Genomic DNA, 23,720 nt, shown 5'->3' on the forward strand with positions numbered 1-23,720 from the left:
AATTTACTCAAGTTTTTGTAAGAATATTTCAAATTTCTTATTTGCTAAAATAATTATATTTAAGTCTATAATTTCTTGAGATTTAATTTCTTTAATAAAATCAAGAAAATTTCTAACTAAATTATTATTATTATCAATCCATAAATCTAAATCAATAGTTGTTTTAGATTTATTAATTATTTTTATTAATAATCTACGTTGTTTGTCATATAAATCATCTTTTAGCGATTGAATACCTAGGCGTCGCCAAAATGAATCGTTCAATTGCTTATCACAAGCTTTACGTAACCAATCAAGACTAAACATATCGCTTATAGCAAAATAAGCTTTTGCTATCTCTTTATTATTTCCTGAAGTCTGTTTTGTTACATATATAATATCAAATACTGAAATTAAATTGTCAAATGTAGCGATAGTAGCAGCAAATGATTCCTCTATCCCGCTAGTTGTATAATAATTTAATTTTTCTTCAAATCTGATTTTAGTTTCTCCGACTAATAAAGTACCTACCGTTTTTCTTAAGTTTTGTGCAGGATCTCTAAACTCTTCTATAGTTTCACTAATATTAATTGGATGCTTTAAATTTTTAATAAACCACGAAATACCCCGACGCATTAATTTCGTTATTTCGGTAAACATATCGATTTTTACATTGTAATCAATATTAGTAGGTAGCTTACTTATCGTTTCCCATGTATCATCAAGATCAAAAATTTCACAAATAATGGTATATGACCTTATTATATCACAAAGAGGGGCCCCAATCTCACGCTTTACAATACTAATAAGCGGCCCTCCAAGTTGATTAATTATTTTATTTATGGTAACAGTTTTAATAATCTCATGTTTAAGAGGATGAGATAAAATTTCATTACGAAACTTTTTTTGCATCATTTCAGGAAAATAATCTATAAGATATTCATCAAAATATTTATCATGAGAAAAAGTAGAATTAAGTAGCTCGTGGTAAGCTGATCTTTTACTATATGATAGCAACACGCAAAGCTCAGGACGAGTTAGTACTTCACCGCTGATAGCTCTTCTATTCAATTCTTCCGCACTAGGCAAGAATTCATTTTCCCGTTCTAATACTTTTTCTTCTTCTAAAATATCTATAAATTGACTAAGTATATTAACGGTTAAAGTAGGAGATAGTTGCATAATTGTTATTGCTTCGGTTTGCTTATAATTATCAAGCAATACTAATTCTTCAACTTGCTTTGTCATATCATTTAGAAGTTTATTACGTTCTTCTAAAGTAATTTTTCCTGAGATTACCGCACTACTTAAAGCAATTTTGATATTTACCTCATGATCGGAGCAATCAACACCTGCTGAATTATCAATAAAGTCGACATTTATGCGTCCGCCTTTTTTAGCATATTCAACTCTACCTCTCTGTGATACACCGACATTACCACCTTCTGCTATAACTTTTGCTCTAATTTCTTCACCGTTACATCTAAGGTTATCATTTGTCTTATCACCGATTTCTAAATTATTTTCCGTTTTAGCTTTGATATAAGTGCCTATTCCGCCATTCCACAATAAATCAACATCTGCTTTTAAAATAGCTTTAATTAATTCTTCCGGTGATAATTCATTATCATTTATATCAAGTAATTTTTTAATTTCTGGTGATAATTTTATTAATTTACTACTACGTTCAAATACTTTTCCTCCTTTAGAAATAAGCTTAGAATCATAATCGGACCAATTAGAACCCTTTAAATTAAATAAACGCAAACGCTCATTGAAACTTGTTAAAAGATCAGGAGCAGGATCAATAAATATATGTTTATGATTAAAGGCAGCAACTAACTTAATAGCCTCTGATCTTAGCATACCGTTACCAAACACGTCTCCCGACATATCTCCTATACCTACGACGGTAATAGGGTCTATTTGGACATCTAACCCTAAAGTTTTAAAGTGATTAGTTACGGAAATCCAAGCTCCTTTAGCGGTAATAGCCATTTTTTTATGATCGTAACCTGCAGAGCCACCGGAAGCAAAAGCATCGTCAAGCCAGTAATTATATTCTCTTGACACACTATTAGCATAATCCGAAAATGAGGCGGTACCTTTATCGGCAGCAACCACTAAATAAGGATCTTCTTTATCATAAATAATAATGTCTTTCGGATGCAGCACTTTACCGTCAACGATATTATCGGTTATGTCTAATAAACCTCTCAGGAAATTCTTATAGCATTCTACCACTTTTTCCATATATTCATCACGAGTAAGTCCTTCCTCAGTAAAATGAACATAAAAACCGCCTTTAGAGCCGACAGGGACAATAACGGAATTCTTCGTCATTTGTGCTTTCATAAGTCCAAGGACCTCAAGCCTATAATCTTCTGCTCTATCCGACCATCTAAGTCCTCCGCGTGATACGGGACCGCCTCTTAAATGAACGGCTTCAAAATTTCTAGAATGAACAAACGCTTCGGCAAACGGAACAGGTTTAGGTAAACCAGGTACTTTTGAAGAATCAAACTTAAATGAAAAAACACGTTTATGCGGTTGATAGTAATTTGTTCTAGTAATAGCATTAATTATACCAAGCATGCTACGCAGTACTTTATCTTCACTACTCATCTCAACGGTTACTAAGTAATTATTCAGTTTATCTTGAATTACATCACAATTATTATCAGGATGTTTAGGATTAAATTTTATATCAAACAGATTTACCAACATTTTTGTATATTCGGGATGTTTAAGTAGTGTTAGTTGCACATAACCTGTACCGTAACTAAATCCCGTTTGATGTAAATATCTTGTTAAAGCTTTGATGAGTTTAACTTGCTTCCAGTTAAAGCCGGCAAGCACTATTAGTTTACTTAAAGAATCATTGGCAAGCATCCCAAGTGCCATTTTATCCAAGGCTTCTTCAACATTTATTTTTAATTCGGTAATATTATCTTTTACAGGTACAATAGAAGTTAAGATAAAATTATATATCCAGCTTTCTTTAATTTCCAGAGCCTCCTTAATTGCAAAAGTTTGTTCATCAATTGCTTTAAAACCTAAATTTTCGATTGGTGGCAATATGTTAGAAAGGGCAAGTTTTACTTTTGGACTATATATTTTTAAGTAAAATTCCGTTTCATTTACAGAAACTAGATTAAACATACATTCTTGTGACTTGTTTGCTTCCATTAAATATTCAATATCTATTAAAGCTATTTCCGGAGAAAATTTTTGTCTATAATCTGCCGGAAAAACATTATCAAAAAGCTTTAAATTAATACCTGCTTGATATTCACCGAATTTTTTAGAAAGCTTAAAATAAAAATCTTCACTCCAGCGTGTAGAGATACGATCTAAATCTTGCTGTATTATTTCTGCTTCAAAATTTATTTTATGTTCCCCTTGTGCTTCAAGCGTTACAAAAAGATAAGAAAAATTACCGACTACTTCGGTTATATAGTTGGATAAAATTTTACTACCGAATTTTTCCGCTAAATAACAATCTATCATATTATGTATTTCAGCCGTTAAACGTTCTCGTGGCAGAAAAATTATGATATTAAAAAAAGAACTCGACCAATCATATTGAATAAATAATTTAAGCTTCTTACTCATCATACTTGAGAGCATATGTAAACACATACAATATAAATCGCCTTGATCAATTTGTATTAAAGCTTCTCTCGGTAACGACTCCATTAAAATTCTTAACTTATCGGCATTATAACCGGATAATGCAAAACCGGCTTTCTCAATTACAAAATTAAATTTTTGTCGTAGGATTGGAATATCACTTATTGAATGGTAATACATATTTGCATTATATATGCCGAAAATTATACTTCCCGAAATATATTCACCCGAAGAGCTAAATTTTTTCACTAAGATATAGTCGATTAAATTATCTGAATGGATAAGCGACGCACTATTTATTTTACCGAGTATTATTAATTGATTTTGATATAAAGGACTCGCTGAACATTTTATAATATCATCAATCTCGTCTTTTACTTCTTGCCATATTTTTGCTGCTCCTATTTCATTGCTTAATTTTAAAGATTTTACCTCAAAATCAAGAGTCCCTAATAAAACCAAATTATCGTTTTGTAACCAATTTAAAAATTCTTTAGCCTCTTCAGAATTTAATTTATCATTATCAATTATATTTTTAGATAAATCTTGTAATTTTGTGAGTAATTGCGGTAAATGGCTATAGCTTTGCTCTAACTCTTCTAATCTTTCATTTATAGCTTCAGTTAAAAATGTAGTAGTTTTATCGTCAAAATTTCCTAAAATGGTTAAATGCAGTATCGATTCTGATTTTTCATCCGACACAGAATTTTCTAATATTTTTTCTAATTCTCCTTTACTATTCCGGACGCAGTTTATTACCGGATGGAGTAAAAACTTAGTTTGCAAATTCATATTTTTAAGCAGACATATAATAAAATCAACAATATGCGGTTTATTATCAAGTAATATCAAGACATTTATTGCTGGATCATTTTCTATAACCGTCTTTGTTATTGCTATTTTTCTTGCTCTTTCTACCCTTTGCTTAAAAAACTTAAAGGCTTCATCTGCAAAATTTTGAAATAGTTTTTCTCTATTCTCAAAATCATAATCTATCGGAATATAATTTAAAAACTTTTGAGCAAAATCTATATATATGGAACTTGACTCACGTTCCTTGCTAAGTTCTAGAATTTTAGTTTTATAATTCGGAATTTGACAATTTAAACGACTAAAATTTAAAGAGGTTGTTTTTGGGGTCATGATTTTCTCAAGAATAATATTATATGCTATCTATGTACTATCATATGCTATTATATTATATTATATTATATATTATTTAATAAACAAGAGTGTATAAAATAAATGGAAACGATATTTGCACAAAGCTCTGCATTCGGTAAAGCAGGCGTAGCGGTTTTTAGGATTTCCGGTTCTAAAAGTTTAGAAGTTTTACAGCTACTTACCGGCAGAGCAGACTTTACACCACGCATCATGTATTATCAACAAATTACAGTTCCTGAAACTAAAGAGCTAATTGATAATGCTATGGTTGTTTATTTTAAATCACCTAATAGCTTTACCGGTGAAGACGTAGTTGAGATTCATACGCACGGCAGTAAAGCTATCTCCATAATGCTTATTAACGCATTGTTAAATATAGCTGATATTCGTTTAGCAGAAGCAGGAGAATTTACCAAAAGGGCTTTTTTAAACAATAAGTTTGATTTAACGGCAGCAGAAGGGATAGCCGATTTAATTAATGCTGAAACTATTATGCAGCATAGGCAAGCAATTAGACAGGCAAGCGGTGGGCTTGAAGAATTATATAATAACTGGCGTAGTCAGCTTTTAAAAATCATCTCTCTGCTTGAAGCTTATATAGATTTCCCTGATGCAGATATACCGGATAGCGTCCTTAATGATGTTCACAATACTCATAAAAACCTTGTAAACGAAATGTCTAATTATCTTAATGATAATAGACGAGGAGAATTACTAAATAGCGGTCTTAAGCTTGCAATTATCGGTCCGCCGAATGTCGGTAAGTCTAGCTTATTAAATTTTTTAATGCAGAGAGATATAGCAATTGTCTCAAATATTGCAGGAACTACTAGAGATATAATTGAAGGGCATTTAGACATTGGCGGCTATCCTATTATTTTACAGGATACGGCAGGTATAAGAGAAGAAAGTAGTGACATGATAGAGCAAGAAGGTATAAAAAGAGCTATTCATTCAGCTAAAACAGCGGATATTAAAATTATTATGTTTGATGCCGAAAAATTAGATTCCTCTATAAATGAAGATATTACAGGTTTAATTGATGAAAATACTATCGTAATAATTAATAAAATCGATTTAATTGAACCTAGTAAAATCTTTTCTATTGAAAATAAATATAAATGCTTAAGGGTTTCAGTAAAAAATAATATTGCTCTTTCAAGTATATTAAAAAATATTGAAAATATTGCCGAAAATATGGCGAGTTTTACCGAAACGCCTTACATAACAAATCAACGTCATCGTCATTATTTAAAACAAGCTCTCTCACATTTAACGGCTTTTAGCTTAGATAATGATTTAGTCCTAGCAACTGAAGATATCAGAATGACAGCACGCTGCATTGGTGCTATTACGGGCGTTATTAACGTAGAAGAAATACTAGGCGAGATCTTTAAAAATTTCTGCATAGGTAAGTGATTTTACCGCTGTCACATGGGTATAAATATCGTCATTGCGAGCAGCCATAGGCTGCGTGGCAATCTCAGGATTTTGGTACGAGATTGCTTCGTCAATTACTTCGTAATTTTCCTTGCAATAACGAGATTTGTATCCCTAACCCATCTCAAACCCTTTCTCTATATATTAATTTATTTTAACTTTATCTTGACAAAAACATTAACATACTCTAGAAACCACGTTTTATGATTTTATTAATTAAATTAAAGGAGTAATAATTATGGCACCTGTATTAAATCTAAACTTAAACTGTTTCATGCCTATATTTGCAAATGAAATGGTGAGTAGCTTACCTGGAAATACAAAACATACTATTTATAAGTTAGGCAATACTATACTTTCATCAGTATATAATACTGTTAAAGGAAGCTTCACTAACGGTTATTTAATTGAGAATATAAAATGTAATTGGGCAGGGATCTCTAATCATTTAACAGATGTACCTAACGATTTATCGGCAGTAATTAGGGAGTGTACAGGCATTAAAATCCCTATAAAATCTATTGCTACTTATGGAAACAGTACTAGCGTTATTTTAGAAGAAGAGCACTTACTTCAAAACACTACCTTAGTAGAATTAAAGGGATGCACTACCACTGAAGGCGAAGCTATCTTACAAGAGCATAATGCCAAAATGCTTGTTAATAATTTGAGAGATATTTTAAATCATTCGGAAATAACTTTGAAAAATGCTCAAGAAGCAGGGGTAGCAATTTTTAACTTATTGAATATACCAGTCAAATACACTGCTGATAATCTTAAGATTATTGTAGATACCCTCGGCATAATTTCGGATAATGCCCAAGAAGCAGGGGTAGCAATTTTTAACTTATTGAATATACCAGTCAAATACACTGCTGATAATCTTAAGGTTATTCTAGATGCTTTCAACGTAACTTTGGACGGTATACCCCCTACAGAAGTAGGTAAAAATATTTTAGATTTACTAAGTAAACCTTTCACTGAGGCAACCACTTCCACTACAGAAAAACCTAACGAAGATACAAATGGCAGTGGATATACCGGTGCTTATATCACCGCTACGGTATTTGGAATAATAAGCCTAGGTTTTGCAGCTAAATATGGATGGGATTGGTATAAGGGAAGAAATATAAAAAACGAAAATTTAGAATTAGAGGGCAAAAACATAGAGTTAGTGGATGAAAACATAGAGTTAAAAAAGGATATTTTAAATCTTAAAACACTAATTGAATTTCGAACTACATTAGATGACATTATAGAAATTGGAAATTTAACAGATATACTTGCAATACTAAGCAAAACTAATCAAGATACGATAAATTTACATGATCAAGATTATGATATTTCTCCATTAAAATTAAAAATACAAGGTCTAGATAAAGCAATTATAAAGTTAAATTCTGTCTCTAACATATGTGCTAATATAAATTCTTTAGGTAACACATTACATAAAATATGTGAACTTCTTAATGGAAAGGGTTCTTTTATTTCTATTAAATCCTTTACAAATTTAGTAACAGAATTGAGAAAAACGAATATTAAATCCGAAGAACACAAAAACTGCCTTGAGAAAATATTCGAGACGCTACTTAGAATTGATGAAACCTCAAGCGGAGAATATACTTATATTCCAGAAGAAGGGTTACAAAATCACGAAATGCCATTATTAGCCGATGTATCATCTAGCTCTTCAGGCATAGGAGTATAGAACATTGTTAGTATCATAACAAACCATCATGGACTTTTTAAAAGTTATATATAAAATGGGTCATGCCTCCATATTGCAGTTATGCCTATTAAAAAGCTATACGTTCAATAAGAGTACCAATAACCTTATCATGAATATCCAATGACTTGGAAAAGCAGATTGTCTTACGTGCAAGCCTCTTGCATCTCGTTCTAAGGTTCAAGTTACTTCGTTCTATCCGTTGAGTGTATTTTTTACTGATAATATGCTTTTTAGGGTCTAATAACCTAGCATAACTCCCCCATCCATCTGTATAGTAAAAAGTCACCTTGAAATTCTCTAGTTTTTTCAGTAATGATTCTAATGTGTAATAGTTGAGATTTAATCTTACATTTAGTAAAATTAAGATAATATTAAATGGAGGATTAGAGATGAATCTAAATCAAAAAATAATAAAGCCAAAAATAGGATTACTAGAATTAGCTAGGAGTCTTGGTAGTATATCGTCAGCATATAAAGCTATGGGTTACAGTAGAGACAGTTATTATAGGTTTAAAGAGTTATATGAAACAGGAGGAGAAGAAGCATTATATGAGATTAGTCGGAAGAAGCCAATTATAGCGAATAGAGTTGATCCTGCCGTAGAGAGAGCAGTATTAGATATGGCAGTAGAATACCCCGCTTATGGTCAGCTGCGAGTATCAAATGAGCTTAAAAAGACTGGTATTCTTGTATCACCTGGAGGAGTTAGATCTATTTGGCTACGTAATGATTTAAATAATATCAATAAAAGACTTAAAGCATTAGAAGCCAAAATGGCTCAGGATGGTATTGTTCTTACCGAAGCTCAGTTACAAGTATTAGAGAAACGGCGTAGCGAGAAAGAAGCTCATGGTGAGATTGATACACAGCATCCAGGTTATCTAGGATGCCAAGACACATATTATGTAGGTAATTTTAAAGGCATAGGCAAGGTATATTCTCAAGTGTTTATTGATAGTTACACTCGGGTTGCAGAGGCTAAACTATATACTGATAAAACAGCACTTACCGCTGCTGACATGCTTAATGATAGAGTGTTACCATGGTATGAGAGTCAGCAAATACCAGTACTTCGTATTTTAACTGATAGAGGTGGTGAGTATAAAGGTAATATAGAACATCATGCTTTTGAATTGTTCTTAAGCATTGAGGGTATTGAGCATACTACTACTAAAGCATATTCTCCTCAAACAAATGGTATGTGTGAACGTTTTAATAAAACTATGAAACAAGAATTCTTTGATACTGCTATGCGTAAAAAGATCTATACTGATCTTGATGATCTACAACTAGATCTTGATATTTGGCTAGAATATTATAATAATGAAAGACCGCATTCCGGTAAATATTGCTATGGAAAAACACCTATGCAGACTTTTATGGATAGTAAAAAGTTAGCTGTTGAAAAGAATAACGAAATCTTATATCTTGAATACTCATCTGACAGTCATAACTTATCAGACATTCAGATATAATTTTTATAATGTCTGTAAGATTAAATCTTGACTTCTACATCTAATGTGCTATCACATCTTGTACCAAACGTATAAGCAACTACTTTTAACGAAATCTTATCCAAGGCATACCAAAGCCATCGTTGTCTGGATTTATTCTGTACATAAGACCATTGTTCATCTATCTCAGGAGCAATAATTACTTCTGTTGTACTGATAGAATGATTTATTGTTTTTTAATACTAGATTTTTTTAAAACACGGATAACTGTATTGATACCCACTTTTAATACTCTTACTGTATCTCTAACTCCAGAGCCGTTGATTGACATTTCTACTATTTGCTCCTTAACTCCAGGCTTAGATGCATTATTAATATACTCCAATTGAAAATATCGATTACACCGCTTGCATTGATATCTCTGTTGTTTTGAAATTGAATATCCTGACTTTATTACTTCTTCTGTGTTGTTACAATATCTACACTTAACATCTATTTTTGCCATAACTCCTTAACTATAATTCTCTCTTATTACTGTTTGAGGATTATAGACTATTTACTCTAAACTGCAATACGGAGGCACGACCACATTTCGATATAAAATAAATAAAATTTGATTTTTTTTTCTTAAGCTTATATTTTATTGATAAGTTTATAATATGGATAGTTTATGTCAAATACAGATAAAGAAAGAGCTATTGCCGCAGCACTTGCACAAATCGAAAAAAGCTACGGTAAAGGTTCGGTCATGAAACTTGGGCAGCGTCCGAATATTGATATAGAAGCTGTATCAACCGGTTCACTTGGGCTTGATATAGCTCTTGGAATCGGCGGTGTTCCTAAAGGTAGAATCATTGAGATTTTCGGTCCTGAAAGTTCAGGTAAGACCACTTTAACATTACATCTAATTGCTGAAGCACAGAAAAAGGGCGGTACATGCGCCTTTATCGATGCCGAGCATGCCCTTGACCCTGCTTATGCTAAAAAATTAGGCGTAAATATTGATGAGCTTATTATTTCACAACCAGATACAGGTGAACAAGCTCTAGAAATTGCCGATACGTTAATTCGTTCCGGCGGTATTGATATGATAATAATAGATAGTGTTGCAGCTTTAGTACCAAAATCAGAGATTGAAGGCGAGATGGGCGACGCTCAAATGGCTTCTCAAGCAAGATTAATGAGCCAGGCACTCCGTAAACTTACCGCATCAATTAATCGTACCAATTGTATTACTGTTTTCATCAACCAAATCAGAATGAAAATAGGCGTGATGTTCGGCAATCCTGAAACTACGACAGGCGGTAATGCTTTAAAATTCTATGCTTCTGTTAGGATCGATATAAGAAGAACAGGCTCTATTAAAGATAAAGAAGAAGTAATAGGCAGCCAAACTAAAGTAAAAGTAGTCAAGAACAAAGTATCTCCTCCGTTTAAAACTGCAGATTTTGATATAATGTACGGTTCAGGTATTTCAAAAGAAGGTGAAATAATCGATCTTGGAGTTAAGCTTGATATTGTTGAGAAGTCAGGTTCATGGTTTTCCTATAATAACGTACGAATCGGTCAAGGGCGTGAAAACGTTAAACAATATTTAAAAGAACATCCACAAATTTCCAATGAAATTGAGAAAATCATACGTGAAAAATCGTCAAAAATTACTAATATAAATCTTGATCAAACGGAGGAAGAAAATGATTGATTTAACAGGTAAAACTTCCTTAATTACGGGAGCTTCAGGAGGCATAGGTGGAGCTATAGCGAGATTACTGCACAAACTAGGAAGCCATGTAATTATTAGCGGTAGTAATGAGGAAAAATTAAAATCCTTTGGAAATGTTTTAAAAGATAATTATACGATAGAAATATGCAACCTTGCAAATAAGGGAGCATGTAGCAATTTAATATCTAAAGCACCAAAGCTAGATATTTTAGTATGTAATGCCGGTATTACTAGCGATACGCTAGCAATTAGAATGAAAGATGAAGATTTTGACAAAGTTATTGATATTAATTTGAAAGCAAATTTTGTTTTAAATCGTGAAGCAATAAAAAAAATGATGCCAAATAGATATGGACGGATTATTAACATATCTTCAATTGTCGGAGTTTCAGGTAATCCTGGGCAGGCTAATTATTGCGCTTCTAAAGCAGGATTAATAGGCATGACCAAATCACTCTCTTATGAAGTCGCAACTAGAGGCATCACAATTAATGCGGTAGCACCTGGTTTTATTAAATCAGATATGACCGATAAATTAAACGAAAAGCAAAGAGAAACTATAGTACAAAAAATTCCGTTAGGCACTTACGGTATGCCGGAAGACGTAGCAAACGCAGTTGCATTTTTAGCAAGTGATCAAGCATCATATATTACCGGTCAAACTATCCATGTAAACGGCGGTATGTTAATGGTATAAAATTTTATGCTGGCATAAAATAATTTTTTGTGCTAGAAGTTCTTTTAAAGATAAAATGCTATGAATATTTTAAATAAATATTCATGCAGCTAAATAATCGCTATTTACATGGGGCTGTTAACAAAATAATTTAAAAAATTTATTTTATTAACAGTCCCATAGCGTATAAACTTAAATGATTTATGGAGTTCAAAATTATGAGTACAACGGATAAGATCGAAGAGAAGGTTATTGAAATTATTTCCGCTAATCAAGGAAAGAAAATTGAAGCAATAAGTATGGAGTCAAGATTCGCAGAGGATTTAGGAGTAGATAGCTTGTCTACCGTAGAAATAATGATGGAAATAGAAAAGGAATTCGGTATTGATGTTCCTGATGATGAAGCAACAAAAATAAAAAAAGTATCCGATGTTGTTAACTATATAAAAGAACATAAATCTTAATCTGTTCATCGCCGATAGCAAATTATTTACTATTGATTCAAAAGTTATAAAAATCTTAGTTTGATGTTGGGCTTTATGTAAAGATAGTTAATCTATATAATAAGGTGAAAGTCATATTTCGCCTTTCATATTCAATATCTTAATAACAAATAGTGAATTATGTAATAATTTGCTTAAACAAAAAATAAAAAAATGTCGAATAAAAGAGTAGTTATTACCGGTCTTGGACTTGTTACTCCTGTTGGGCTTAATGTTAGTTCATCATGGAAAAATATTATAAGTGGAGTAAGCGGTATAAAAACTATTACGGAATTTGATACTTCTAAACTTGCATGTAAAATTGCTGGACTTATAGAGAAATCTGAGAAAGATGGATTTAAACTTGAGAATTTTACAGGGGCAGATGACGTTAATAGATTAAGTAAAATGGATAAATTTATCCATTACGGAGTAGCAGCTGCAACCGAAGCTGTTGAAGATAGCGGTTGGTTACCCGAAGATGAAAAATTTCGTGATAGAACCGGTTTGATATTAGGTTCAGGAATCGGCGGTCTTAAAATGATCGAAGATACTTCTATCAAACTTTATCAAGAAAATAACGGCAAAGTTAGCCCTTTCTTTATACCCGCCTCATTAATTAATCTTTTATCCGGTCTTGTATCTATAAAATACGGCTTTAGTGGTCCGAATCAAGCGGCAGTAACGGCTTGTTCTACAGGGGCTCACGCTATAGGCGATGCTATGCGTATGATAAAGCACGGCTATGCCGACGTTATGGTTGCAGGAGGAGCAGAAGCCCCTGTTACCCCTGTTGGAGTAGCGGGTTTCGTTGCTGCTAGAGCATTATGCACTAAATATAACGATAATCCTGAAAAAGCATCAAGACCGTGGGATAAAGACCGTAACGGCTTTGTTATGGGTGAAGGAGCAGGCGTTGTAGTTTTAGAAGAATATGAGCATGCTGTAAATCGTAGTGCTAAAATTTACGGCGAAGTTATAGGATACGGCTCTACAGGTGATGCATATCATATGACAGCCCCGCATCCTGAAGGCAGGGGGGCTTATAGAGCGATGAGCGAAGCTCTGCAAGATGCCGGTATTACCCCTAGTATGATTGATTATATTAATGCTCACGGCACTTCTACACCTCTTGGTGACGAGATTGAACTCTCAGCAGCACAAAAATTATTTCTAGAAGCGAATCCCAAAGTTCTAATGTCTTCCACTAAATCATCAATAGGACATTTACTCGGTGCGGCAGGTAGTGTTGAGTTTATTTTTGGGGTTCTTGCAATGAGAGATCAGATTGCGCCGCCGACCTTAAACTTAGAAAACCCTATGGATGAGGTTAAGATAGATTTAGTTGCACTTAAAGCTAAAAAAGCTAAGATAGATTACGTGCTTTCCAACTCGTTCGGATTCGGCGGTACTAATGCTAGCTTAGTCATTAGGAAGTTTTGAGCTTACTCTTATTACCCCCGCAACAACTTCTCTTGAACGCAAAAATAACATATACCTCAAGTAAATGAAAGTAGGTAGACGAAGTTTAATTTGGAAAAGAGCAAGGAGTTTATAAGGCGAGGAGTGGAGCGTACATTTAGTACGTGAGCACCGCAGAACTTATAAAACGACGTAGCCAATTTTGCAAATTAAACGAGTATACCATTATGACCCCAATTTATTACATAAAATATGGTAATCTAAGCTTTGCAGAGAAAGTAATTTTATCTGATTTAGAACTTTATTTATACAAAGGTGATAAGATTTGTCTTATAGGACGTAACGGCTGCGGGAAATCAAGCCTAATGAAAATAATCTCAGGGGATTACGAACTAGATAACGGCGAACTATTTCAAGATCCTGCAATTACAACCGGCTATTTACGACAAGATATTTCTATAAAAACTAATCTAACTGTTTACGATTTTATCTCACAACAAACAGATAGTACAAAAAAAATAGATAAATACCAAATCGATATAATTCTAGAAAAATTACAAATCAACGGAATAGATAACTTATCAATCTATTCAGGCGGTCAGCTTAGAAGAGCAAGCCTTGCTAAAGCTTTAATATTAGAGCCGGAAATATTACTGCTTGATGAACCAACCAATCATCTAGATATTGAAACGATTGAGTGGCTAGAAGAATTTGTTAAATCTTATAACGGTGCTATTATTTGCGTTAGTCATGATAGAACATTTCTCTCAAATGTTACTAATAAAATTTGGTGGCTTGATAGAGGGATTTTACATAAATCCGATAAAGGATTTAAATTTTTTGATGAATGGCAAAATGTTATAATAGAGCAAGAAGAAGCAGCTCTTCGGAAATTAAATAAAAAACTATCTCAAGAGAATGAATGGTTAAATGCCGGTGTTACGGCTAGACGTACGCGGAATCAAAAGAAACTTGCGGAGTTGAAAGCTTTAAGAGTAATAACAAGAGAACAGACTGAAAAACTAGCTAATTCAAAACAAAGAGTTAGGGCAGAGCTTGCCGAAAATATAGCTAAAAGCAAATTCATTATTGAAGCGGATAATATTAGTTTCAGCTATAAAAATACTAAAATCATTGATAATTTCAGTTTTCGTGTAAAAAAAGGCGAAAAAATCGGCATAATTGGTGCAAATGGCTCAGGCAAATCTACTTTTATCAAATTACTGACACAACAACTTACACCTGACTTAGGTAAAATTATATATGGCGGTAATTTAGATATTTCATATTTTGATCAACATAGAGAAAAACTAGAGCCTAATCATACATTGCAACAAACTTTATGTCCTACGGGCGGTGATCAAGTATTTTTGCCAAACGGTAAAACCATGCACGTTGCCGGTTATTTAAAACAATTCATGTTTAATCCTAAACTACTTAATGCAAAAACCTCTATTCTATCAGGCGGCGAAGCTAATAGATTATTACTTGCAAAAATTCTAATTAACCCTGGAAATCTGTTAATTTTAGATGAACCAACCAATGACCTAGATATGGATAGTCTAGAAATTTTACTAGGTATACTTGCAGATTATTCAGGCACTTTAATCGTAGTTAGCCATGATCGTGACTTCTTAGATAAGTTAGTTACTAGAACTTTAGTTTTCGCTCAAGGTAAAATTCATGATTTAACAGGAGGTTATGAAGATTATAAACAGTATTTTACCACGACTCCTATAGAGAAAAAACCTTCAAAACCCCTCCCCTTAATTCCTCAAAAAGCACCTATAAATAAAAAGCCATCTTATAAATATCAGCGTTTACTTGAAACATTGCCCAATGATATTGAAAAGCTAGAAATATCCATCAAACACTTAGAAAAAGAACTTGAAGATGTTAATCTGTATTTAGATAATCCTACAAAATATAATCATATTACTAATCAATTAATTAATGATAAAAAGAAACTAGACGAGTTATTAAATCAATGGTTAGAAATACAAAATTAATTTTTGTTAAAATTTTCTTGACTGAATTATTAATTTTTGCTGACGTTTCGTGGATGATGGAACACACATAAAAGGTTATTGTGAGTAAAATTACGAATAAAGAATATCCACAAAAAGAAAAAACAGCTGATCCTCAAGCGCTTAATGATATCAAAGCTATTCTTGCTCAAATTACCGCTACTAATAATCCTCAGAGTTAAGTAGATTAGTAAGTGCAGCTCGAAATATTAAATCTGATAGTTCTTTTATTAATGATATAGCAGAAAAAGTAGAGGCTATAGCATTAAAAAAGCAAGAACTAGCAGAAAGCCAACTTAATTCTGACATTGCTCAAAAAGAGCTAGAACAGTTAGAAAAACAAAGAGAACGGGAAGAAGCAATAATACAATAAAATATTTTAACTAAAGAAGAAATAGAAGAGCGTAGACAAAAACTTGCAGAACTTAAAGAGGAGCAAGAAGAAGTAAATATAATAGTTAAAAAAGCTAATGAAGAAAAAGAGATTATAGAAAAAGAGATTAATGATTTAACTGAGAAACTAAAAGATAAAAATTTATCACCTGAACAAATTAAAGCATTAGAAGAGAATTTAAAAGTAAAGAAAGAAAATCTAGCAGTTAAAAACACTGTAGTAAAAGAAGCTTGAAAAGTTCAAAAACACGTTCAAAAAGAAATAGAAAGCGTTAAGTGTAATAGTTGAGATTTAATCTTACATTTAGTAAAATTAAGATAATATTAAATGGAGGATTAGAGATGAATCTAAATCAAAAAATAATAAAGCCAAAAATAGGATTACTAGAATTAGCTAGGAGTCTTGGTAGTATATCGTCAGCATGTAAAGCTATGGGTTACAGTAGAGACAGTTATTATAGGTTTAAAGAGTTATATGAAACAGGAGGAGAAGAAGCGGTCGTGCCTCCGTATTGCAGTTTAGAGTAAATAGTCTATAATCCTCAAACAGTAATAAGAGAGAATTATAGTTAAGGAGTTATGGCAAAAATAGATGTTAAGTGTAGATATTGTAACAACACAGAAGAAGTAATAAAGTCAGGATATTCAATTTCAAAACAACAGAGATATCAATGCAAGCGGTGTAATCGATATTTTTAATTGGAGTATATTAATAATGCATCTAAGCCTGGAGTTAAGGAGCAAATAGTAGAAATGTCAATCAACGGCTCTGGAGTTAGAGATACAGTAAGAGTATTAAAAGTGGGTATCAATACAGTTATCCGTGTTTTAAAAAAATCTAGTATTAAAAAACAATAAATCATTCTATCAGTACAACAGAAGTAATTATTGCTCCTGAGATAGATGAACAATGGTCTTATGTACAGAATAAATCCAGACAACGATGGCTTTGGTATGCCTTGGATAAGATTTCGTTAAAAGTAGTTGCTTATACGTTTGGTACAAGATGTGATAGCACATTAGAATCATTACTGAAAAAACTAGAGAATTTCAAGGTGACTTTTTACTATACAGATGGATGGGGGAGTTATGCTAGGTTATTAGACCCTAAAAAGCATATTATCAGTAAAAAATACACTCAACGGATAGAACGAAGTAACTTGAACCTTAGAACGAGATGCAAGAGGCTTGCACGTAAGACAATCTGCTTTTCCAAGTCATTGGATATTCATGATAAGGTTATTGGTACTCTTATTGAACGTATAGCTTTTTAATAGGCGTAACTGCAATATGGAGGCATGACCTCCATCTGTATAGTAAAAAGTCACCTTGAAATTCTCTAGTTTTTTCAGTTGTAGAAGTCAAGATTTAATCTTACAGACATTATAAAAATTATATCTGAATGTCTGATAAGTTATGACTGTCAGATGAGTATTCAAGATATAAGATTTCGTTATTCTTTTCAACAGCTAACTTTTTACTATCCATAAAAGTCTGCATAGGTGTTTTTCCATAGCAATATTTACCGGAATGCGGTCTTTCATTATTATAATATTCTAGCCAAATATCAAGATCTAGTTGTAGATCATCAAGATCAGTATAGATCTTTTTACGCATAGCAGTATCAAAGAATTCTTGTTTCATAGTTTTATTAAAACGTTCACACATACCATTTGTTTGAGGAGAATATGCTTTAGTAGTAGTATGCTCAATACCCTCAATGCTTAAGAACAATTCAAAAGCATGATGTTCTATATTACCTTTATACCCACCACCTCTATCAGTTAAAATACGAAGTACTGGTATTTGCTGACTCTCATACCATGGTAACACTCTATCATTAAGCATGTCAGCAGCGGTAAGTGCTGTTTTATCAGTATATAGTTTAGCCTCTGCAACCCGAGTGTAACTATCAATAAACACTTGAGAATATACCTTGCCTATGCCTTTAAAATTACCTACATAATATGTGTCTTGGCATCCTAGATAACCTGGATGCTGTGTATCAATCTCACCATGAGCTTCTTTCTCGCTACGCCGTTTCTCTAATACTTGTAACTGAGCTTCGGTAAGAACAATACCATCCTGAGCCATTTTGGCTTCTAATGCTTTAAGTCTTTTATTGATATTATTTAAATCATTACGTAGCCAAATAGATCTAACTCCTCCAGGTGATACAAGAATACCAGTCTTTTTAAGCTCATTTGATACTCGCAGCTGACCATAAGCGGGGTATTCTATTGCCATATCTAATACTGCTCTCTCTACGGCAGGATCAACTCTATTCGCTATAATTGGCTTCTTCCGACTAATCTCATATAATGCTTCTTCTCCTCCTGTTTCATATAACTCTTTAAACCTATAATAACTGTCTCTACTGTAACCCATAGCTTTACATGCTGACGATATACTACCAAGACTCCTAGCTAATTCTAGTAATCCTATTTTTGGCTTTATTATTTTTTGATTTAGATTCATCTCTAATCCTCCATTTAATATTATCTTAATTTTACTAAATGTAAGATTAAATCTCAACTATTACATATAATTCATTAAAATATAAACATTCTTTTTGCCATTCTTCCTTAGTATCTATATATGAGTTACAATATTTAGGCATTAAATACTTTAAGCTATGAGCTTCAGACTTACTTTTTAGTAAATTTAAATATTGAAACATTGTTTTACATTTGTAACCTTCCTGTTCTTTAGGAAATTCAGGTTTCCAAAATTTTTCCATAAAACTTTGACGACTAGCACTTCTTCCCAGTACTGCTGTAAATATTCCCCAGTTTGTATTTCTATCCGTATCGTTTACTAACCAATCAAAAAATTTTAACTCTTCATGATAAATTTTATCTATCTTTGCATAAAGAGGTAACTCTTTAGAAATGTTTTCAACTGCGTTATTGTTAGAAGAAGCTATAACAATCTCATGATTTTGAAGAGAAGGGACAAGAGTTTTTATTTTATATTCAAATCCTGAAACTTTAAAGCAATGTTGATCGTCACTAAATCCTTCATCGAGAGTTTTTAATGTAGCAAGGTTTAATGCTCTTTTGACGTAAATATTTGCTATTATGTCGAATAGTAAAGTAGTTTTACCGGTTCCGGGTGGACCGTTAACTGCAAAAATATGCTCTGTATTTTCTATTTTTTGTAGTATCGTATTAATAGCAGCGGTTTGTAAAGTAGCTAGGCAATTTTTTGGTGATGAAGGCCATCTAGCAAACTGCATTTTAGAAGATGCAAGTAACTCTTTTAATAATAACGAATCACTCAAAACATCTTTTATATGAGGTTTATCATTAGCTCCGAGATATTTAGTAATTGGAGAATTTTCAGTAAATTTATCAATATTATTGCGTACTAAATCAAGAGGTTTTAGAAAAAACTATTAAACATTTCTAAAGCCGGGGCAGGAGCCCAATCTAATTCCTTTTTAGTATCTTCTTTTAAATTATTATCTGTTGTTGTTTGATTAGTATAAGCATTTTTAGTTTTTTCATTTTTCCTAAGTTTTCTATAAGTTATTTGTCTAACGCATATTTCAGGATTACTGAGTAAAAATTTCTCATCGATCTTTAATTCACTAATTATAAAATTAGCAATATAATTAACTCTTTCTAAATTAAATTTCTTTTGTTGACCGGATTTATCGCAAGAATCTTTTGATGCATTTACTATTAATGCAGCACTATTATCTTCAAACTTAATCAAATCTTCAAAATCATTTTCTGAAAACCCTACTCGTACAACTTTACCTAGAACATAAGCACCGGTAGATATAACCATTGAGTTATCTATAAGATTCATATCTTCATCAAGCGTTAGTGCAACGACCGGAGTTAATACAGGGTTTTTGCGGTTCTTAGAGCCATACAAAATTTTAGGTTTTACATCAAATAATTCATTGATTTTTCTTCAATAGCAATTTCAGCTTCAGTCCAATTTAAATAACTAAGATATAGATGCCAATGAACACATATGTCATAATCCGGTAATTCTGCTTTTAATTTTCCCTTATTAAATTTTTCAAAAGGTGCATCTTGTAACAGAAAAAGAGAGTCTTTTTTATTAATTTCTTTATAAAACTCTTTTTGCTGAGTAGCTTGTTTTTGTGCATAAGCGAAGTAACTATTTAAAGTTGCATTTTTAGGAGGAGTAGAAAGTTCAATAATCTTCCATACATCTACAATAGATTTGATTTGTTCATCGGATTGATTGTACATAAAAAGAAGTTTACACTTAAAATAGGAATATCCTAAGTATGAAACTAGCAGAAGTAAACAACTTTTTAATGTTACTATTTACAGCATATAAAGATAAGGGTGTATAATTAACACAATTATCACCAAATTATTAATGATTTTTAATAAAACTTTATTATCTTTTACAAATTCATTTAATATATTTCCTTAACCCAAACAGGTATATAATAAATGCAAAATAATAAGGAAATTATTAAATATATAGTGTCTAGCATTTGGTCTTCTTGGAATCCTATAAACTGGTCACCAAGTATGCAAATAGCTACCTTAAGTTATATATTGTCTTGTTTAATTGATGGGAATGACGCATATCCAATTGAAGATGCACAAGTAATAAATAATGATCAGAAATGGCTTAAAATCAATCAAACTTATACCTTTTATAATACACAATTTCCATCTTCTCGTTATGTGGAGCTTGCAAAAGAGATACCTATATGCCTAAAAATATTAAAAATATTTCATAAATTTGATGATGAGAATTACGTACCCAATGAAGCATTAGCCTCTCATAAACTCATAAATAACTTTTCTAATTTATTGAAGCATTTTAAACTAACTCCTCTTATAGATCCTACTGATTTTAATCCTAACTATTTTATGGTATGGAGTTGGGCAAAAAATTTAGGGAATATTCCTAAATATTTTGGTCAAAAGCTAAAGCGTGTTTGTAATAATATAGAAGAAGCAGAAATTATTGGGAGAGTTACGAACCGGAAACATTCTCTAACTCTTCTGCATTCCATGAGTTTATAAGTACCATAACGCACTGTAATGATGCATTATTAGGTTGTAGTGATATTAAATCAGATATATATTATAATAAACTGTAGTTACCTCCAATAGCAAATTACGAAAAATTGTAATAGTTGAGATTTAATCTTACATTTAGTAAAATTAAGATAATATTAAATGGAGGATTAGAGATGAATCTAAATCAAAAAATAATAAAGCCAAAAATAGGATTACTAGAATTAGCTAGGAGTCTTGGTAGTATATCGTCAGCATGTAAAGCTATGGGTTACAGTAGAGACAGTTATTATAGGTTTAAAGAGTTATATGAAACAGGAGGAGAAGAAGCATTATATGAGATTAGTCGGAAGAAGCCAATTATAGCGAATAGAGTTGATCCTGCCGTAGAGAGAGCAGTATTAGATATGGCAATAGAATACCCTGCTTATGGTCAGCTGCGAGTATCAAATGAGCTTAAAAAGACTGGTATTCTTGTATCACCTGGAGGAGTTAGATCTATTTGGCTACGTAATGATTTAAATAATATCAATAAAAGACTTAAAGCATTAGAAGCCAAAATGGCTCAGGATGGTATTGTTCTTACCGAAGCTCAGTTACAAGTATTAGAGAAACGGCGTAGCGAGAAAGAAGCTCATGGTGAGATTGATACACAGCATCCAGGTTATCTAGGATGCCAAGACACATATTATGTAGGTAATTTTAAAGGCATAGGCAAGGTATATTCTCAAGTGTTTATTGATAGTTACACTCGGGTTGCAGAGGCTAAACTATATACTGATAAAACAGCACTTACCGCTGCTGACATGCTTAATGATAGAGTGTTACCATGGTATGAGAGTCAGCAAATACCAGTACTTCGTATTTTAACTGATAGAGGTGGTGAGTATAAAGGTAATATAGAACATCATGCTTTTGAATTGTTCTTAAGCATTGAGGGTATTGAGCATACTACTACTAAAGCATATTCTCCTCAAACAAATGGTATGTGTGAACGTTTTAATAAAACTATGAAACAAGAATTCTTTGATACTGCTATGCGTAAAAAGATCTATACTGATCTTGATGATCTACAACTAGATCTTGATATTTGGCTAGAATATTATAATAATGAAAGACCGCATTCCGGTAAATATTGCTATGGAAAAACACCTATGCAGACTTTTATGGATAGTAAAAAGTTAGCTGTTGAAAAGAATAACGAAATCTTATATCTTGAATACTCATCTGACAGTCATAACTTATCAGACATTCAGATATAATTTTTATAATGTCTGTAAGATTAAATCTTGACTTCTACATCATACTCAAATGCACATTTAAACCGATTCAACACACATAGCCATACCCATACCGCCACCGATACATAAAGTGACCAAGCCTTTTTTAGCTTTAGCTCTTCGCAAGCTGTGTATTAAAGTAATAAGAATACGTCCGCCGCTTGCCCCGATCGGATGCCCGATTGCTATTGCACCGCCATTTATGTTAACCTTATCCATATCCCATTTCATTTCACGGTTTACATAAATACTTTGAGCAGCAAACGCCTCATTAACCTCGATAACTTCCAAATCCTTAACGCTCCAACCTGCTTTACTTAAAGCCTTTTGGGAGGCAGGAACGGGGGCGGTACCCATAATACTTGGATCAACACCGGCTGAAGCATAAGAAACAATCCGAGCTAGCGGCATCAAATTATACTTTTTCAAAGCTTCTTCGGAAACTACCATAAGACATGCCGCACCGTCATTAATTGAGGAAGCATTACCGGCAGTAACTACACCGTTTTTATCAAAAGCAGGACGTAATTTACTTAAGATTTCAAGGCTGGTGTCAGGTCTTACCGTTTCATCATGTTCAAACAAACTAGTAGTTTTTTTAATCGTTACTTCAATAGGTAAGATTTCATCTTTAAAAATTCCTGCTAGCTGTGCTTTAGCCGCTTTTTTATGAGAGCTTAAGGCAAATTCGTCCTGCTCTTGTCTGCTAATATTAAACTGTTTCGAGATATTTTCGGCAGTAATTCCCATAAATACTCCTGAAAATACATCAGTTAGTCCGTCATGCTGCATTAGATCAACCATTTTAATATCGCCGAATTTAGCTCCTGCTCTGATATAGCTACCGTGCATACCGAGCGACATATTCTCCTGCCCACCTGCTATAACTATTTCATTATCACCGGTCATAATCGAATTTGCTGCAAGTGCTACGCTTTTAAGACCTGAGCCACATACTTTATTAATCGTATAGCCAGGTACCTCTTTCGGTATCCCCGCATGAATCAGAGTTTGCCTTGCCGGATTCTGCCCGCTACCGCCTGTTATTACATGTCCAACTATTACCTCATTTACCAAAGCAGGATCGATTTTGCTATTTTGCAGTATATCCTTTATTAAATGAGCGGCAAGCATAGGTGCAGCTGTTGTACTAAGGCTGCCCATAAACGAACCGAACGCCGTCCTTTTCGCATGAGTTATATAAACCGGTTTTGTCATAATGTATACTCCTTAAATAATTTATTTACTTATATTGAAAGTAGTAATATAATAAATTTATCAATATAATTTAAAAATG

At 32.6% G+C, this 23,720-nt stretch carries 19 protein-coding genes and 2 pseudogenes; 12 read left to right on the forward strand and 9 right to left on the reverse strand.

What is annotated here, in order from left to right; genetic code table 11:
* Positions 1–3 precede the first annotated feature (3 nt).
* A complete protein-coding gene (locus AC0ODJ_RS02550; protein ID WP_218460022.1) occupies positions 4–4,755 on the reverse strand; it encodes an NAD-glutamate dehydrogenase in 4,752 nt (1,583 codons plus the stop codon).
* A gap of 102 nt (positions 4,756–4,857) precedes the next feature.
* On the opposite strand from AC0ODJ_RS02550, the gene mnmE reads away from it, so the two are divergent.
* Together mnmE and AC0ODJ_RS02560 are read left to right on the forward strand one after the other, a co-directional pair.
* Positions 4,858–6,195: a tRNA uridine-5-carboxymethylaminomethyl(34) synthesis GTPase MnmE gene (gene mnmE, locus AC0ODJ_RS02555; protein ID WP_218460023.1), complete on the forward strand. Its 1,338-nt coding sequence runs from the start codon at positions 4,858–4,860 to the stop codon at positions 6,193–6,195.
* 259 nt (positions 6,196–6,454) lie between these two features.
* Positions 6,455–7,924, forward strand: a complete 1,470-nt coding sequence (locus AC0ODJ_RS02560; RefSeq protein ID WP_474464934.1) for a DUF5460 family protein — start codon at positions 6,455–6,457, stop codon at positions 7,922–7,924.
* An 88-nt stretch (positions 7,925–8,012) separates the two neighbouring features.
* Here the strand turns inward: AC0ODJ_RS02560 and AC0ODJ_RS02565 are convergent, their stop codons facing one another.
* Positions 8,013–8,336 (reverse strand): IS1 family transposase, encoded by a 324-nt coding sequence (locus AC0ODJ_RS02565; protein WP_474465670.1) that lies wholly within the window; start codon positions 8,334–8,336, stop codon positions 8,013–8,015.
* Here AC0ODJ_RS02565 and AC0ODJ_RS02570 point away from each other — a divergent pair.
* A complete protein-coding gene (locus AC0ODJ_RS02570) occupies positions 8,335–9,420 on the forward strand; it encodes an IS481 family transposase (RefSeq protein ID WP_474465674.1) in 1,086 nt (361 codons plus the stop codon). The two genes, AC0ODJ_RS02565 and AC0ODJ_RS02570, sit on opposite strands and share 2 nt — an antisense overlap.
* A 20-nt stretch (positions 9,421–9,440) precedes the next feature.
* On the opposite strand, the gene AC0ODJ_RS02575 is transcribed toward AC0ODJ_RS02570, so the two are convergent.
* Together AC0ODJ_RS02575 and AC0ODJ_RS02580 are read right to left on the reverse strand one after the other, a co-directional pair.
* Positions 9,441–9,629, reverse strand: a complete 189-nt coding sequence (locus tag AC0ODJ_RS02575; RefSeq protein ID WP_474465676.1) for an IS1 family transposase — start codon at positions 9,627–9,629, stop codon at positions 9,441–9,443.
* A complete protein-coding gene (locus AC0ODJ_RS02580; protein WP_474464641.1) occupies positions 9,626–9,904 on the reverse strand; it encodes an IS1-like element transposase in 279 nt (92 codons plus the stop codon). Before AC0ODJ_RS02580 ends, AC0ODJ_RS02575 begins: the two co-directional genes overlap by 4 nt.
* Before the next feature lie 165 nt (positions 9,905–10,069).
* On the opposite strand from AC0ODJ_RS02580, the gene recA reads away from it, so the two are divergent.
* The 7 genes and pseudogenes from recA to AC0ODJ_RS02615 all read left to right on the forward strand — a co-directional run bounded on the left by recA (position 10,070) and on the right by AC0ODJ_RS02615 (position 17,396).
* A complete protein-coding gene (recA, locus tag AC0ODJ_RS02585; protein ID WP_218460615.1) occupies positions 10,070–11,101 on the forward strand; it encodes a recombinase RecA in 1,032 nt (343 codons plus the stop codon).
* On the forward strand, positions 11,094–11,819 hold the full coding sequence (gene fabG / locus AC0ODJ_RS02590) for a 3-oxoacyl-ACP reductase FabG (protein ID WP_218460616.1): 726 nt from the start codon (positions 11,094–11,096) through the stop codon (positions 11,817–11,819). Before recA ends, fabG begins: the two co-directional genes overlap by 8 nt.
* A 182-nt stretch (positions 11,820–12,001) precedes the next feature.
* The gene (gene acpP, locus AC0ODJ_RS02595; protein WP_218460617.1) at positions 12,002–12,262 is read left to right on the forward strand and encodes an acyl carrier protein; all 261 of its coding nucleotides are present in this window, start codon (positions 12,002–12,004) and stop codon (positions 12,260–12,262) included.
* A 192-nt stretch (positions 12,263–12,454) separates the two neighbouring features.
* A complete protein-coding gene (fabF, locus tag AC0ODJ_RS02600; RefSeq protein ID WP_474464937.1) occupies positions 12,455–13,723 on the forward strand; it encodes a beta-ketoacyl-ACP synthase II in 1,269 nt (422 codons plus the stop codon).
* A 206-nt stretch (positions 13,724–13,929) separates the two neighbouring features.
* Positions 13,930–15,711 carry an ABC-F family ATP-binding cassette domain-containing protein gene (locus AC0ODJ_RS02605; RefSeq protein WP_474464939.1) on the forward strand — a complete coding sequence of 594 codons (1,782 nt, stop codon included), beginning with the start codon at positions 13,930–13,932 and terminating at the stop codon, positions 15,709–15,711.
* A gap of 753 nt (positions 15,712–16,464) precedes the next feature.
* A pseudogene (locus AC0ODJ_RS02610) lies at positions 16,465–16,623 on the forward strand (helix-turn-helix domain-containing protein); the annotation flags it as partial.
* Between the two features lie 78 nt (positions 16,624–16,701).
* A pseudogene (locus AC0ODJ_RS02615) lies at positions 16,702–17,396 on the forward strand (IS1 family transposase).
* Between the two features lie 118 nt (positions 17,397–17,514).
* On the opposite strand, the gene AC0ODJ_RS02620 reads toward AC0ODJ_RS02615, so the two are convergent.
* From AC0ODJ_RS02620 to AC0ODJ_RS02635, 4 genes are all read right to left on the reverse strand, one after another.
* Positions 17,515–18,600, reverse strand: coding sequence for an IS481 family transposase (locus tag AC0ODJ_RS02620; protein ID WP_474465677.1), 1,086 nt, complete (start codon positions 18,598–18,600; stop codon positions 17,515–17,517).
* A gap of 46 nt (positions 18,601–18,646) precedes the next feature.
* The gene (locus AC0ODJ_RS02625) at positions 18,647–19,405 is read right to left on the reverse strand and encodes an AAA domain-containing protein (protein WP_305888027.1); all 759 of its coding nucleotides are present in this window, start codon (positions 19,403–19,405) and stop codon (positions 18,647–18,649) included.
* A gap of 101 nt (positions 19,406–19,506) precedes the next feature.
* On the reverse strand, positions 19,507–20,007 hold the full coding sequence (locus AC0ODJ_RS02630; RefSeq protein ID WP_218459764.1) for a hypothetical protein: 501 nt from the start codon (positions 20,005–20,007) through the stop codon (positions 19,507–19,509).
* An 11-nt stretch (positions 20,008–20,018) separates the two neighbouring features.
* Positions 20,019–20,354, reverse strand: a complete 336-nt coding sequence (locus tag AC0ODJ_RS02635; protein ID WP_218459762.1) for a hypothetical protein — start codon at positions 20,352–20,354, stop codon at positions 20,019–20,021.
* Positions 20,355–20,564: 210 nt separating this feature from the next.
* Between AC0ODJ_RS02635 and AC0ODJ_RS02640 the strand changes: the two genes are divergently transcribed.
* Both AC0ODJ_RS02640 and AC0ODJ_RS02645 read left to right on the forward strand, forming a co-directional pair.
* Positions 20,565–21,149, forward strand: a complete 585-nt coding sequence (locus tag AC0ODJ_RS02640; protein WP_256621147.1) for a hypothetical protein — start codon at positions 20,565–20,567, stop codon at positions 21,147–21,149.
* A 170-nt stretch (positions 21,150–21,319) separates the two neighbouring features.
* The gene (locus AC0ODJ_RS02645; RefSeq protein WP_127896995.1) at positions 21,320–22,405 is read left to right on the forward strand and encodes an IS481 family transposase; all 1,086 of its coding nucleotides are present in this window, start codon (positions 21,320–21,322) and stop codon (positions 22,403–22,405) included.
* Between the two features lie 57 nt (positions 22,406–22,462).
* On the opposite strand, the gene AC0ODJ_RS02650 is transcribed toward AC0ODJ_RS02645, so the two are convergent.
* Positions 22,463–23,641: an acetyl-CoA C-acetyltransferase gene (locus AC0ODJ_RS02650; protein WP_218460435.1), complete on the reverse strand. Its 1,179-nt coding sequence runs from the start codon at positions 23,639–23,641 to the stop codon at positions 22,463–22,465.
* Positions 23,642–23,720: the final 79 nt, after the last annotated feature.

It is taken from the genome of Rickettsia senegalensis (assembly GCF_056135685.1).